Raw genomic sequence first — 14,310 nt, 5'->3', positions numbered from 1 at the left:
CTAGGGAATCCGGGGCTATTCAGGCAATTACCGCCGAGCTTCAGTCGCCGCGATATTCGCAGCCACTGGTGCAGGTCTCATGGATGCGGATGCGTGATAGCTCTGGGAGGAGGGGTTTCAGCTGCTGCCAGATCCACTTGGCGATGACTTCGCTGGTTGGGTTTTCCAGGCCAGGGATATCATTCAGGTAGTTGTGGTCCAGTTGTTCGTAAAGCGGCTTGAAGATCGCCTTTATTTCAGAAAAGTCGCGAATCCAGCCGGTATAAGGGTCAACCTCACCTTCTATGTAGACCGCTACGCGAAAGGAATGGCCATGCAGTCGTCGACATTTGTGCCCTTCAGGGACATGGGGAAGGCGGTGGGCCGCCTCGAAGATAAACTCTTTGAACAATTCCAAGGTGGGGCTCTCTGAAAATACGCGCCTGTGGCGGTGCGTTGATAAAGCGTGATTTTACCAGTTAGGGTCGCGCTTTAAGCAACGCACAGACGGGCACTTTCAATACCGTCAGTCCTGTACAGGCTTGACTGGCTCAGCCGTCGCCGTATTTGCTGATGAGCTTACTCGTACGGTTTCTTGGTTACGTTCGTGCCGATAAACGCTAACCGCCTGGTAGACAGCCTTGCGCAGACGATTGATCCCGCCAATGGGTCGGTGTTCTGGCAGCGAGTGCCAGGGATTGAACGACAAATTGTCGCAAAAGCGATTCTGCTCGGTGCTATCGAAATCTTGAGCCGGCAGCTGAATATTGGCGACTGTCTTGAACGGCGATATTGACTCATCCCACTCCACGCTAGGATCTTCGATTGGCATGAAATACTCGGGGTTCTGACGCTGAACTTGCAGCGCGAAACAGGCTGGTACGCGATCCAGTGAAAGTTGTGTGTAGAGCGCGCTACGCAGAAAGTTGGGTAGGCCCGTATTGGGCGTCGGCAGTTCGTAGCTTGGGCAGTTTTCCGGGGTGGGAATGACGCGATATTTTATGTTGTGCGGGCCAAGCTTGAATGGCGCAATCGAGTTGTAAGTCGTTTCCACCGGGCTTTCCGGCGCAGGTGACAGGGTTTTCAGGGCAATGATCAGGTGACGGATTTCCCAGCTGCGTGGGTCCCAGCTAGGGAAGAAGGCCAGTATTTTTTGGCCATCGGCTTGCGCTGCGAAATTACTTTTGTATTCGGCTACATCGCGTACGAAAAATGCGGGGTGGTTGAACATCACGAAGTCTTGCTCGGCGCCGTGAGTGGCGTTGTCGATGAGCTTGTCACCTGGCACATCCAGGAGCTTGATCGCCATGCCTCGTGCATCGCGAGCACGGTCGAATTGTGGGTAAGCGTTGCCGTTAGACAGGCGCATCCACGCGTGCCAGGTCTTTCCAGGCTCGCTTAGCACGCCATATTGAAGATTACTGTCGATGTCCGGCAATACGGTAATTTGAGCTTTCAAGCAGCCGTGAGCTTTTGCATGGGCATCACGCAGGACGCGGGTGTTGTCCCGGTGTTGCTCAACCACGCGAATGGCATCTTCGATGATGCTTTGGGTCAGCGCGGATTCGCCCGGCGGGATTTGTTCCTCGCTGGAAACCGGGCCAGAGAATTTCCAACTGTAGTACGCCGCTCCGGCAGCCCAACCACCGAGGCCGACAACCAGCAGAAGCAGCAAGAGTTTGCCCAGCACGCGGCCGAGCCAAAGCCAGAGGGTTTTGAACATAGCAAGAGTCCTTGTTCGCGATGATTATTCCTGACGACACGCCGACCTTTGTTAGCGCGAGCGCTCTCCAATCAGCCCTGGCAGTTGGGGCCCGGGGTCCAGGGTTTTGCCTCAATAGTTTGGAGTTGTTCTTCGAGTTCGCTATTGCCCATAACTTTCAGGTATTCGATCAGCGCCCAGCGCTCTTCCGGTTGAAGCGCCCGGCCGATGACGCCGTCTTGGCGGCAGCCATCACGGAATTCATGGCCTCGGTTGCTGTTGCCGGTAGTGCTGGTATCGAACAGAAAGCCGCCAGGAAATTTGTCACTGTTGAAGCCAATCTGCTTTGGGTTGTACTCGAAGTTGCCTACCCAAAATTGGGTTTGTCGTTCTGAAACAGGGGACAGCACTTGGAATAGCGTGGGGACCGAACCGTTGTGCAAGAACGGTGGTGTGGCCCAAATGCCATGCAGCGGTCGGGCTTTGTAACCACGCTTTTCCTGCACGCCAATGGGTAGGCCAAAACCGTCCATGCGCCAGCGTTCACGGGGTTGGATGCCGGCATCTCGATAAGCACGGTTTTCCACATACGCGGTGATATAGGCCAAGCCTTTGGCGCTGGAGATGCTGCGCAGGTCGAGGTCATCGGACGTTTCGCCGAACAGCCGAACATCCAGTTTGCCGAGCTCGGCTTTGGTCCAGCCGAGCTTGCTGATATCGAAGCGGTGGTCGGCGATGTTGTCGGCCGTCGTCGGATCAGTGCCGACAATACTGGTCGGCACAATGCGCATGCGCCATTCGGGGTCGCGCGAAGGGGCGAGCCGTTGATCCTGGGGTTTTGGGTCCGGAGCATGGCAATACGCACAATTTTCGCTGAACAGTGCCCGCCCCCGGCTGGCCAGCGGCAGATCGATTTGGCCGAGAACCTCTGTTGGCCAGGTCGGTGGCTTTAGCTGTTTGAGGGTTTCTTCAAGGGTATACAGTTCGCGCAGCCGTACGCTGGAGGCATAACGTTCGGACTCGGCTACCGGATGGCCGTTGCTCTCGAGCAGGCGCAAGGTTGCCCCCACGCCAAGCGCTTCGCCCACATTGCGCGCCATGGGCTGCATGGCTGAGCCGTTCCATTGCACCCAGTCGAACTTCCAAATGTCCCAGACTTGCGGATAGCTCACGGGCGCATTGGCGACACGGTAATTGCTGGGGTCGATGGCATCGCCGAATACGGTATTGGCGATACGGCCAAACGCGTCGGTGCGACCAAAGCCTTCCTCGGTGGGATAGAGGCCGCGGTGCCAGTCGTTGAATGCTGTACCGAGCAACCGATCGAGTACGACTTTAAAGTCGCGGCGCAGTTGCGCGCGGTCTGCCGAGGAGTGCTCTCCCAGTACTTCTTTGGCGAAGCGCCTGAACTTCAGTGGGTTGTAGTAGGTAAAGGCCATGCTCATACCCAGCGATTGGCCAAAGCTGCCGCCCCGCAATGTCGGGACAGTCGAGGCAAGAGAGTGCAGGGCGGCACCGCCGTCGATGCGTACGGCTTGTCCGTTATAGCGCAGTTCACCGGTATGACAGGCTGCGCAGCTGATATCCAGGTAATGAATACCGCTCTCGTCGTCCGTATGACGAGCAAAACCGACCGGTAGGTTCGCCGGGTTGAGCGTCGAGGCTTGCTGCTTGGGATCGACAAGAAAGCCAAAACGCGCGAGGTAATCGAGTCTGGCGAATTTGTCTTTGCCAAACGGCATTTCAAGCGCGCTGAACCAGTCATAGCGCAAGCCTTTAACTTGGGTACCTTGCGGGGTGTAGTAATAAATCTGACGTTCGGCTGCACTCCATTGATCGAGGTAATGGAGTTTTTCCGGCTGCTGGTAGCTCGGTAGATTGGGGTAGGCAATGAAATACAAGCCGATTGCCAGGCCGATAGCGACTATCAGCAAAAGCCCGTAGAGGGCGCGACGGAGGGTATGCATCGGACACTTCCTTGTAGCGTTCTTATTTGCCTGACTTTATGCCAAGCAAGATCGCTAATGGCAAGCTGCCATATCGTATTTGTTATTAAGCCGCATGGCACGGCGCTGGATCGTTCTGTTGCGGTGAGTCGATTTACTCAAGAACTAAGCAGAATTGAGCTTATAGATAATTGTTCCAAGTACCGTCAAAGTTATTGCTAGCGTTACAAATGTGCGCGCCAAACTATTGTTTTTAATGGAAATACAAAATAATGGCGCCAAGGATCGGTTAGATTGGAAGCCCTGAATACGTCACCTCGCCGGTTACTGTTTATTGATCCAAGCGACGCTTGCGGTCATCTACTGGCACACCTGCGTGTAAGCGGCTGGACGATAGAGCGCGCCGGCTTGAGCGAGGCCAATGCAAGCGCTTGCGATGTCGGTTTGGTGCATGTAGGCCGCCAGCATATTGCCTATCTGCATGCGCTCAGGGCGCTGATCCAACAGCATGAGATGGAATGGGTCGCGATCCTGGATCAGGAGGCCTGGCGCGAGCCCGCAGTCAGCCGCTTCGTCAGTGACTGGTTTTTTGATTATCACAGTATCCCCGCCGATGACGAGCGGCTGTATCGCGTGCTTGAGCGCGCGGCAGGTGTCAGTCGGATACGCGCCGCACACCTTAAAGGCAAACGCCATGAGCAGGACTTGCTCGGTAATAGCCGCATGATGAAAGCGCTGCGCAAGTCCTTAGCCACCTTGGCTGGCAGCGAGTCTGCGCTACTGATTCAAGGCGAGAACGGCACCGGTAAAGAGTTGTTTGCCCGTAAATTGCACCAGCAGGCGAAGCTTTCCGCCGACGCATTTTTCACGCTTGATGGGGCAAGCTACCGCGGTTCGCTATCGCAGCTAGACCCGCCGGCGCTTGCGCGGAATGTCCAGCCCGCCAAACCTCCGCAGGCCGACGCTGTAATGCGCCACCGAGACTGCGGCACGTTGTTCATCAAGAATGTGGCCGACCTGACAATTCCCCAGCAGATCGAGTTGCTGCACAAGCTGCAGCACTCGCGATTGCAGGGTGTTCAGGTGGCGCTCAGCCGCTGCCGAGTGCTCGCGGCAACGGATAAGGATTTGCTTGGCTTGGTCAGGCAGGGGAGTTTTAGCGAGCCGCTGTACCATCAGCTCAGCGCCGTACAGGTTCATACCTGTGCATTGCGCGAGCGAGGTGCAGATCTCGGTCTTCTCGCAGAGCACTTCGCCAAACGCTATTCGCTTGAGATGGGGCGACGTCCACGTCGCTTCAGCGAAGATGCCCTTAGCGCGATACAGCGGCATGCCTGGCCAGGCAATGTGCGCGAGCTGGCTAATCGCGTGCGCCGCAGTGTGGCGTTGGCCGAGGGGCGCCAGATCGAGGCGAAAGACCTGTTGCTGGAGTCGTCGGCGGGCATGGATTGGGTGGTTGGGACCTTGTCCGACTACATCTTGCGAGCCGAGCGTCAGGCGCTCAATGATGTGCTGTTGCGTTATTCGAAGAACATGAGTCAGGCCGCTCGGGTGCTTGGCGTTTCCCGGCCGACCTTTTATCGCTTGCTGCACAAGCATCAAATACGCTGATTGCCGCGACTATTCACCGCGGCTTGTGCATTGGAACCCGTGGCTTATTCCTTTTCTAATGCATAGTCTTCGTCCTGGGCGTATCAAGCGCCTAGGCCGCATGGCTATTCATCACGGATCAGGAGTGGGCGATGCATCCCTTTGAGGCAGAAAAGCCACCACAATTAGCCGTTTTGCTTGGTTACGCCGGACTGATTCCCTTTGTCAGTGGGGCGCTGGGCATTTGGGTGATTCCACTGGGCTGGCGGCCCTTTGTATTGGCGGCCTTGTTGGACTTTGCGGCGGTGATTTTGGCTTTTATGGGCGCCATTCACTGGGGCCTGGCAATGCGTGCGCAAGAGACCGATGCGCGCGCTCAAGTGCAACTGGGCTTGTCGGTCATTCCACCCTTGCTGGGGTGGCTGGCGGTTGCCAGCGGCATGCCCATGGGTATGGCCTTGCCGATATGCCTGCTGGCCTTCGTCGGGCTTTATCTGGCTGATTTGCGGGCGGTAAAACTGGGTTTGGCACCGCGTTGGTACCCGCGTTTACGCACACCGCTCACGTTGATCGTCACCCTGAGTTTGTTAGTGGCCTGGGCCAGCGTGCTGGTCGGGTGATTGCAGCCAGAGACTGACGCAGCGAATGGCCTGTTCGCGGCGTTGAGCCCAGTCGCCCGCAATGCACTGCACGGGCTGCTGATGCTGACGTAACCAGTGCTCGCAGCGCTGGTAGAAGGCCACGCGCGCCTGTAGCACTGGCTGGCAGCGTTGGCCATCGTCGACCCAGGGCACGCCGAGCGGGTTGAGGAGCAAGTGCAGGTGATAGTCGCGCTTGAGTAACTCATCCTCAAGCCATTGGGGCGCATCGCCAAACAGCTCGTGGCTCCAGAGCAGGTTGCTCAGCAGGTGGGTGTCGAGAATCAGCAGGTGTGGGCGGGTTGCTCGAGCGGCATCTTCCCAGGCGAGTTGACCGCGGGCGATCTCGGCAATATCGGCGTAGCAGGTGTCGCGCTGCTCGCGGTCGATAAAATGGCGCACATACTCGCCCACCACCAGCCCGCCGAAAACACTCTGCAGCTCCCGCGCCAGCCAACTCTTGCCGCTGGACTCGGGGCCGGTCAGCACCAGTACCTTCATACCGTTGCCAGCGCGCGGTCACGCCGCCACGTCAACCAGCCGCTGATCGCCAGCACGGTGAAGAGGGCGTACAAACCAGCGGTCAGGTACAGGCCTTGCTGGAGAAACAACGCCACGAACAGCAGGTCCAGAACCACCCAGAGCGGCCAGCATTCGAGGCGTTTCTGGGCCATCCACACTTGCGCTACCAGGCTGAAAGCACTCAACGCCGCATCCTGCCAGGGGGCGGCGGCATCGGTGAAGCTGGCCATCAGGTAGCCCAGCCCCAGTGCACCGGCACTGCCCAAGGTGGCGCTTAGCAGCAACGCGCGAGTGCTCAGCCGGCTGACCTGAAGCCCCTGCTGCTGCTCGCCGCCACGCGTCCATTGCCACCAGCCATAGAGCTGTAATGCGGCGTAGACGCCTTGCAGAAGCATGTTGGAATACAACTTGCCCTCGAAGAAGATCCAAGCATAGAGCAGCACCATGACCAAACCGATTGGCCAGCACCAAGGATTTTGCCGCACAGTCAGCCACACCGCCCAAGTGCCGAGGGCCGCAGCAAGGATTTCTAACGATGACATTGAACGCTCACAGGCACGCCGCGCGGCGCAGTTGAATTCCAGGCGGCGATTGTAACGCCTGCGCGCTGGTCCGTGGCGCGGCCGGCGTAACCCCGCCTGCTAGCAGGTCAGGCTGTCGGCTTGGCGATAAAGCATCAACAGCTTGCGGGTGATGGTCTGCTGAATATCGTCGCGCTCGAAGGTGGAGAGGCGAGTCAGGCGACTGACTTGCAGACGGTGCAGGTGAATGTAGGGCATCTGCTGGTCGAATTCGCGCAAATCGCCTTTCATCATGATCGGCAGAAACACATCGCCGACCTTCTTCTGGTTGCTGATGATTTGCGCCAACGCCGGTTTGAACGGCATGGTTTTCGGCGCCGGGCCGCCTTCTTTGAGTTGCGTGGTCAGCAATAAACCGGGTTTGCCGAGCACCGCACCCGGTAGCACGCAAAGCCCGGTTTTACGGATAGCCTGAGCCTCGATGCCGTGCAGGGTGTCGTGGAAGGCGTACGGATTGGGCAATACCACCATCTTGCGCCCCAGGTCGCTGGGGAAGTGCAGGTTGTAGTTGGTATAGAGCTGGCGCACGGATTCGGAATACACGCACAAACGGTTCTCGAACAGTTTGATAAAGCGCTCTGCCAACTCGCGGCGAGCGATGCTGTTGAGGTCCCAGATCAGGTCCTGATTCTGCGGCCGGCTGAGGTCGACTTCCTGATGTTCCATGCTGCTCATGGCTTCCTCTATACGCGAAACTGACTCAGCGGCCGATTGAGCTCATCCGCCAGTTGCCCCAAACGTTGGCTGGCGGCACTGGATTGCTCCGCCGCCAGAGCGTTGTTATGCGCCAGACCGGCTGCTTGCGTGACATTCTGATTGATATCTTCGACCACATGCGACTGTTGCAGCGTGGCACTGGCGATGGATGCATTCAAGCCTGTCAGGTTGCGCAGCGATTGGGCAATCAATGCCAGGCTTTCACCAGCCTGGCTGGCCTGCTCGACCGTCAGCTGCGATGCGCGGCTGCTTTCGTTGATAACTTTTACCGCCGCCTCCGAGTTGCCTTGCAGGCGCTCGATCATGCCCTGAATTTCGGCAGTCGATTGCTGGGTGCGCTGCGCCAGTAAGCGCACCTCGTCGGCGACCACGGCAAAGCCGCGACCTTGCTCGCCGGCACGTGCGGCCTCGATGGCGGCGTTGAGGGCGAGCAGGTTGGTTTGTTCGGCAATCGAGCGGATCACCTCCAACACGCTGCCAATCTGCGTGCTTTCCTGGGCGAGGTGTTGAATCACCTCGACGGCCTTGTCGATGGTGCCGGACAGCTGGCCGATCTGCCGCAGGCTGGCATCGATGTTGCGCTGACCCTGGGAGGCTTGCTCTTCGGCGGTGTGTACTTCCGTCGAGGCATGCTCGGCATTTTTTGCCACATCTTGCACGCCATAGGTCACCTGGTTGACCGCCGTCGCCACCAGCTCCATCTGCTGGGATTGCTGTTGGCTGTGCTGTTGTGCCTCGCCGGCAATGCTCCCCAGCGACCGTGCCGCTTGATCCAGCGCGCCGGCGGATTCGAGCGAGCGGCGGATGACCTGACGGAGTTTTTCCGTGAAGGCATTGAAATGCCCGGCCAGGGCGGTCAATTCGTCGCGGCCGTTGGCATCCAGGCTGCGCGTCAGGTCGCCTTCGCCGCTGGCAATGCTGGCCATGGCGTTGACGGCCTCTTGCAACGGGTGGGCGATACTGCGGGCGATCAAACTCACCAGCACGGCCATCAACAGGGCGATGGCCAGGCCGATGCCGAGCGCGCGCAAGGCCTGGGCTTGAAATTCGACCTGTACATCATCGACATACACCCCCGAACCGATGATCCAGCCCCACGGTTGGAAGAGTTCGACATAGGAAATTTTCGGTACTGGCTCGCTCGAGCCGGGCTTGGGCCAGCGGTAGTCAACCTGACCCGCACCTTTGGCCTTGCTGATCTGCACCATTTCGTTGAACAGGGCCTTGCCGTCTGGGTCCTGGTAGCTCGACAGGTTTTGCCCTTCGAGCTTCGGGTTGGTCGGGTGCATGATCATGGTCGGCGTCTGGTCGTTGATCCAGAAGTACTCCTGGCCGGCGTAGCGCAGACCGCGAATCAGGTCCATGGCCTGCTGCTGCGCTTGCTCCCGGTTGAGCGTGCCGGCAGTTTCCAGGTCGTGGTAATGCTTGAGAATACCGGCGGCACTTTGCACGACATGCTGGGTTTTCTCGCCCTTGGCGGCATACAGATCGCCATGGATCTGCTTCAGCAGCACCGCGCCCAGGCAAAACAGCATGAGTACAGCGACCACGAGAATCAGCAGCAAACGGCGGCTGATCGGCAGACTACGGAGGCTATTCATCGTGCAGGTGCTCCTGATTCTTGTTATGAGGCTATGGCTGGCCGACTGTTATAAACGAAATTGCGCCACTTGCTGCTCTAGACCTTTTGCCAGTTGGTTCAGGGAGTGAGCGGTCAACGAGGTTTCTTCGACGGCCTGGCTGTTCTGCTGCGACATCTGTGCGATGCGCTCGACGTTGCGCGCGACATCCTGGCTGGCTTCCGTTTGTTCGCGCAGGGCGATGCTGATCTGGTCGACCACACTGATGACCCTGGACGAGCCGTCGCGAATTTGCACGATAGCTTCACCAGCCTGGTTGGCCTGCTCGACACCGTTGTTCACCAAGGCCACGCCGACTTCCATGTTGTCCACGGCATGCCGCGTGCCTTGCTGAATCTTCTGCACCATCTCGGCAATTTCCTGGGTGGAGTTGCCAGTGCGTTGCGCCAGTAGACGAACCTCGTCGGCGACCACGGCAAAGCCGCGACCTTGCTCGCCTGCGCGGGCGGCTTCGATGGCGGCGTTGAGGGCGAGCAGATTGGTCTGGTCGGCAATCGCCTTGATCACATTGACGATGGAGGTGATTTGATCGGAATGCTGACCCAGTTCGGCGATTTGCGACGCCGACTGCTGCACCGTATTGGCAATCTTCTGCATGCTTTCCAGGGTGTTCTGGATCACTTTGCCGCCGTCCTGCGACTGCTGACCGGAGGCGCTGGAAATGGCATGTGCTTCGCCCGCGTTTTCCGCCACATGGTTGATGCTCACGGTCAGCTCCTCCACGGTGGCCGCCATCGAGGCCGCGGCGTGCGACTGCTCGCGGGCGGACACTGACAGTTGTTCGGACGAGCTGGAAATATGCTGCGAAGCCTGGACCAGTTGCTCGGCCCCTTGCTTGATCTGGGTGATCATGCCGCGCAGGCGTTCTTGCATGGCGGAAAACGCCGCGAGCAGGGTGCCGATTTCGTCGCCGCCGCGGTTGTCGATGCGCGAGTCCAAGCGGCCGTCGGCAATTGCGCGCGCGACGTCGACGGCGTGGCGCAGGCGGCCCACGATGCTGGCGGAAAGGGTCAAGGCAATAATCACGGCGAGCACACCGACCAGCACGCCGCCGCCAATCAGGATGCCCAGGGCGGTGCTCGAGGCGCTGTCCATTTCTTCGCTGCGGCTGCCCAGGAGCTTTTCTTCCTCGCTGCGTAATTCGGCGATTTGCCCGCGCATGGCATCCATCTTGGCCTTGTCGCGGCCTTCGCTGATGCGTTCGACGATGGCGTCCATCTGCGCCTGGCCGCTGGCAATTTCACGGCGCAGGTCAACGTTGGCCTGAATATCTTCGGCAAACCATTGCTGCTTGAGGCGCTGGATTTCATCCAGGCGCCGTTGCTGCGCCGGATTGTCTGCCGTCAGGCGTTTGAGCATGGTGTAGCTCTCGCTGAAGGCGCGTTCGCCTTCTTGCAGGGGCGCCAGGAAGGTGTCTTTGCCGCTGATAGCGTAACCGCGCATGCCGGTTTCGATGTTGATCAGGCTGCTGAGCAACGCATCCGCTTCGCTGATCACCGTGTAGGTGTGGATGTTGCTCGCCACGGCGCTATTGACTTGGTTGAAGCCGCGCCAGGAGCTCAGCACCAGAAGCAGGATGATGGCCAGTAGCACGGCAAAACCGGCATACAGTTTTTGGGAAATACTCAGGTTGGACAGCATGAGCGACGCACTCCTACGACTTGTTGTCTGGTCCGCCGGTATTTTAAGTACGCACCGCGCATGACCAGTACGGCGATATAGCCGGTTTCTCTGATAGCATTTCGGCACCTGCGTGATAAACCTGAGTTTTTCTCTGTCATTGCAACCTCGGAGCAAGGCGTGAGTCCGAGATGTGTCATGCAGGCATGGGTAATCACATCATTAATGTTTTTCGTGCAGTGGACGCTGCACGCGCTAGGAGATTGGATGGATTTTTGGACGGCCGTTCAGGCACTGATTTTGGGGATTGTCGAGGGTATTACCGAATTTTTGCCGATCTCTAGCACGGGGCATCAGATCATCGTTGCCGACCTCATCGATTTTGGCGGTGAGCGGGCCATGGCCTTCAACATCATCATCCAGTTGGGGGCGATTCTCGCGGTGGTCTGGGAGTACCGCCGGAAGATTATCGAGGTGGTGGCTGGTCTGCCGACAGAGCGACAAGCGCAGCACTTCACTCGCAACCTGCTGATTGCCTTTTTCCCCGCGGTGATTCTCGGCGTCGCATTTGCCGACTTGATCCATGAGTACCTGTTCAACCCGATCACCGTTGCCGCGGCGTTGGTGATCGGCGGGGTGATCATGCTTTGGGCCGAGCGCCGTGACCACGTGGTTCATGCTGAAACCGTGGATGACATGCGTTGGACGGATGCGCTGAAGATCGGTTGTGCGCAGTGCTTGGCGATGATTCCCGGCACCTCGCGCTCCGGCGCGACGATTATTGGCGGCTTGCTGTTTGGCCTGTCACGCAAAGCCGCTACCGAGTTTTCCTTCTTCCTGGCGATGCCGACCATGGTCGGTGCGGCGGTGTATTCCGGCTACAAGTACCGCGACCTGTTTCAGCCGGCTGATCTGCCGGTGTTTGCCATTGGCTTCGTCACCTCGTTCATTTTCGCAATGATCGCCGTACGGGCCTTGCTGAAGTTCATCGGCAATCATAGTTACGCGGCTTTTGCCTGGTACCGCATCGGCTTTGGTTTGCTGATTCTGGCGACCTGGCAGCTGCAACTGATCGATTGGAGCACCGCCCAGGGTTAGTGCTGAGGCTGTATTCGGCAGAGTGATTAAAGGCGCGCCCAATGGCGCGCCTTTGTCATAGTGGTGTCTAGGGGCTGTTGCCGTTTCATTCCCTAAGCACGGAGGTGTCGATGGACCCACTTGAGCATCAGTTACTCGACGTCAATGGCATCACCCTGAGCCTTTACAGTGCCGGCCCGGTGCAGGGTCGACCGCTGTGGTTGCTGCACGGCTTTCCCGAGTGCTGGCACTCCTGGCGGCAACAAATTGGCCCGCTGGCGGCGGCCGGTTACCGGGTGTTGGTCCCGGAAATGCGCGGCTATGGCAAAACCAGCGCGCCGCATGCTGTAGCCGCCTACGACCTGATCAGCGTGTGCGCCGATATCCAGGCGGCAATGGACGCGCTTGGGCACACCGATGCCTGCGTCATCGGCCACGACTGGGGTGCTCCCGTTGCCTGGCATTTGGCGTTGCTTGAGCCGCGCCGGGTCAAGGCCGTGGTCGGCATGGCCGTGCCCTTTGGCGGGCGGCCCAAGCAGCCGGCGATTGAGACGATCCGCCATTTGTATGCCGGGCGTTTCCATTACATCCTGCATTTTCAGCAGCCCGGAGTGGCTGAGCAGGAAATGGATGCCGACATTCCGCGCACTCTGCGCATGATGATGCACAACACCTCGGCCGCCGTAGCCAAGGATTTCTTCCTGCAAGAAAAACCCGCTGGCGCAGGCTTGTTCGATGCCATGCAGGACCCCGGCGAACTCCCCGCGTGGTGCGATGCCGAGGCATTTGCCGTGTATCTGCGGACCTTTGCCAGGCGCGGTTTTTACGGTGCGCTCAATTGGTACCGCAACTTCGAGCGTAACTGGCAGCGGACAGCCGCCCTGGCGGATAAACGGATCGAGCAGCCCGCCCTTTTTCTGCTCGGTGACAAAGACCCGGTCGGCACCCTGGAAGCCTATACCCTCAAACACATGCCCACGCGCGTGCCACTGCTTGAGCAGCACCTGCTGAGCGATTGCGGTCACTGGCTGCAAAACGAGCAAGCCGAGCAGGTGAACCGCTATCTGCTTGACTTTCTGCACCGTCACTACGTCGTCCAAGCCCGTTAGAATGGGGCTTTTTAGCTAGGGTGCGAGCGATATGGAGCAGCATGGGCTGTTGCGCAGCTGGAACGACGACAAGGGCTTTGGTTTTATCCAGCCGCAGCAGGGTGGTGCCGAGGTGTTTGTGCATATCTCGGCCATGCGTGGCGACCGTCGACCGCTGGCGGGCGATCAGGTGCTCTATGTGGCCGGCAAGGATCGGCAGGGGCGTTTGCGTGCCGAGCACGTCCGTCTGGCGGCGGGGCTGGCGCTTGATCAGCCGGCGATCCGCCGCAAGCCGCGACCAACCCCACCGGCATCCCCGCCGCGACAACCCAGCAAGCCGCTGGCGGTGCGGGCAACCCCGACGCCGGTGCGCAACCTCGGCGTAAAGCTGCTATTGCTCGCCGCGCTGTGCAGCCTGCCGCTGGTTGGCGCGTTGCAGCTGTTGCTGTCGGCGGGGATTGTCTGGGGGCTGTTGGCATATCTGGGCGCTAGCCTGATCAGCTTTCTCCAGTATTGGCAGGACAAGGCCAGCGCCCTGAACGGCCGCCGGCGAACGCCGGAAAACGCCTTGCATCTGATCGAGTTGCTGGGTGGTTGGCCTGGGGCTTTACTGGCTCAGCAGTGCTTTCGCCATAAAACCCGCAAAGTCGCCTATCAGGTGGTGTTCTGGCTGATTGTCGCGGCGCATCAGCTGTTCTGGATCGATTGGCTGCTGCTGGATGGCGCCTATTTCGGCGCGTGGGCGCAGGCGTACCTGGGTTACTGAGGCTTACCGGTCGAGCAGCAAGCCCACTTGCAGGCGCTTGGGCAGTTTGCGCACCACCAACTGGTGGGAGCGGGTCAGCAGTTGGCGCAGCTCGTCGTCAGCGATGGGCAGTCTTGTGCAGTTCATGCTGATCCAGTGCGCCCGCGCCAGGTAGGGTGCCGGGCGAATGCCGGGGCGGTCGACGTAACCGAGGAACAGGTCGTTGTCGACTTTGAAGGCCAGGTCGTGGCCGAGGAAGTTGAGAATGGCGAACATCTTGTTGCCCGCCACGGAAAATACCTGGTTGTTGCCCCACTTGAAGTCCTCGCGGGCGCCAGGCAGTTGCAGACAAAACTGCGCAATATCCTGTTGATTCATTTCCCTAAGCCCTGTGTACGGTGCTTCAGTTAACTTAGCCGGCCCGAAGGCGTCAGATAAGGTATTTGATCGACGTGGCGGTCGGGC

The 14,310-nt window shown here is 59.0% G+C and carries 13 protein-coding genes and 3 pseudogenes; 5 read left to right on the top strand and 11 right to left on the bottom strand.

Annotated features, from left to right (window positions below; genetic code table 11):
• Positions 1–40: 40 nt before the first annotated feature.
• From queD to B3M58_RS10120, 3 genes are all read right to left on the bottom strand, one after another.
• Positions 41–397, bottom strand: coding sequence for a 6-carboxytetrahydropterin synthase QueD (gene queD / locus B3M58_RS10130; protein ID WP_296218778.1), 357 nt, complete (start codon positions 395–397; stop codon positions 41–43).
• Between the two features lie 108 nt (positions 398–505).
• Positions 506–1,702 carry a catalase family protein gene (locus tag B3M58_RS10125; RefSeq protein ID WP_296218777.1) on the bottom strand — a complete coding sequence of 399 codons (1,197 nt, stop codon included), beginning with the start codon at positions 1,700–1,702 and terminating at the stop codon, positions 506–508.
• A gap of 71 nt (positions 1,703–1,773) precedes the next feature.
• On the bottom strand, positions 1,774–3,648 hold the full coding sequence (locus tag B3M58_RS10120) for a di-heme-cytochrome C peroxidase (RefSeq protein WP_296218776.1): 1,875 nt from the start codon (positions 3,646–3,648) through the stop codon (positions 1,774–1,776).
• Positions 3,649–3,921: 273 nt separating this feature from the next.
• On the opposite strand from B3M58_RS10120, the gene B3M58_RS10115 reads away from it, so the two are divergent.
• Complete coding sequence (locus B3M58_RS10115) at positions 3,922–5,238, top strand: sigma-54-dependent transcriptional regulator (protein ID WP_296218774.1); 1,317 nt, start codon at positions 3,922–3,924, stop codon at positions 5,236–5,238.
• A 131-nt stretch (positions 5,239–5,369) separates the two neighbouring features.
• On the top strand, positions 5,370–5,837 hold the full coding sequence (locus B3M58_RS10110) for a DUF3429 domain-containing protein (protein WP_296218772.1): 468 nt from the start codon (positions 5,370–5,372) through the stop codon (positions 5,835–5,837).
• On the opposite strand, the gene B3M58_RS10105 is transcribed toward B3M58_RS10110, so the two are convergent.
• The 7 genes and pseudogenes from B3M58_RS10105 to B3M58_RS22575 form a co-directional block, all read right to left on the bottom strand.
• Positions 5,805–6,356 (bottom strand): AAA family ATPase, encoded by a 552-nt coding sequence (locus tag B3M58_RS10105; RefSeq protein ID WP_296218770.1) that lies wholly within the window; start codon positions 6,354–6,356, stop codon positions 5,805–5,807. The genes B3M58_RS10110 and B3M58_RS10105 overlap by 33 nt on opposite strands.
• Positions 6,353–6,919 (bottom strand): nicotinamide riboside transporter PnuC, encoded by a 567-nt coding sequence (gene pnuC / locus B3M58_RS10100; protein ID WP_296218768.1) that lies wholly within the window; start codon positions 6,917–6,919, stop codon positions 6,353–6,355. The genes B3M58_RS10105 and pnuC overlap by 4 nt, the downstream gene beginning before the upstream one ends.
• 99 nt (positions 6,920–7,018) lie before the next feature.
• Positions 7,019–7,633 (bottom strand): hypothetical protein, encoded by a 615-nt coding sequence (locus tag B3M58_RS10095; protein WP_296218766.1) that lies wholly within the window; start codon positions 7,631–7,633, stop codon positions 7,019–7,021.
• Positions 7,634–7,641: 8 nt separating this feature from the next.
• Positions 7,642–8,376 carry a methyl-accepting chemotaxis protein gene (locus B3M58_RS22590; protein WP_414704073.1) on the bottom strand — a complete coding sequence of 245 codons (735 nt, stop codon included), beginning with the start codon at positions 8,374–8,376 and terminating at the stop codon, positions 7,642–7,644.
• Between the two features lie 120 nt (positions 8,377–8,496).
• Positions 8,497–9,210 (bottom strand): annotated as a pseudogene (locus B3M58_RS22585) (cache domain-containing protein); the annotation flags it as partial.
• A 114-nt stretch (positions 9,211–9,324) separates the two neighbouring features.
• Positions 9,325–9,912, bottom strand: a pseudogene (locus tag B3M58_RS22580) (methyl-accepting chemotaxis protein); the annotation flags it as partial.
• A gap of 270 nt (positions 9,913–10,182) precedes the next feature.
• Positions 10,183–10,956, bottom strand: a pseudogene (locus tag B3M58_RS22575) (CHASE3 domain-containing protein); the annotation flags it as partial.
• A 246-nt stretch (positions 10,957–11,202) separates the two neighbouring features.
• Here B3M58_RS22575 and B3M58_RS10080 point away from each other — a divergent pair.
• From B3M58_RS10080 to B3M58_RS10070, 3 genes are all read left to right on the top strand, one after another.
• Positions 11,203–12,033 (top strand): undecaprenyl-diphosphate phosphatase, encoded by an 831-nt coding sequence (locus B3M58_RS10080; protein ID WP_296218762.1) that lies wholly within the window; start codon positions 11,203–11,205, stop codon positions 12,031–12,033.
• Between the two features lie 110 nt (positions 12,034–12,143).
• Complete coding sequence (locus B3M58_RS10075; protein WP_296218760.1) at positions 12,144–13,121, top strand: alpha/beta fold hydrolase; 978 nt, start codon at positions 12,144–12,146, stop codon at positions 13,119–13,121.
• Positions 13,122–13,152: 31 nt separating this feature from the next.
• Entirely contained in the window at positions 13,153–13,866 is a 714-nt protein-coding gene (locus tag B3M58_RS10070) for a DUF1294 domain-containing protein (protein ID WP_296218759.1), read from the top strand.
• A 3-nt stretch (positions 13,867–13,869) separates the two neighbouring features.
• On the opposite strand, the gene B3M58_RS10065 is transcribed toward B3M58_RS10070, so the two are convergent.
• Positions 13,870–14,223, bottom strand: coding sequence for an MmcQ/YjbR family DNA-binding protein (locus tag B3M58_RS10065; RefSeq protein WP_296218756.1), 354 nt, complete (start codon positions 14,221–14,223; stop codon positions 13,870–13,872).
• Positions 14,224–14,310: the final 87 nt, after the last annotated feature.

It is taken from the genome of Pseudomonas sp. UBA2684, assembly GCA_002354655.1.
Classification (GTDB): Bacteria; Pseudomonadota; Gammaproteobacteria; order Pseudomonadales; family Pseudomonadaceae; genus Aquipseudomonas.
Note: the sequence above shows the minus strand (reverse complement) of the source record. Positions and strands in the feature narration are given on the sequence as shown.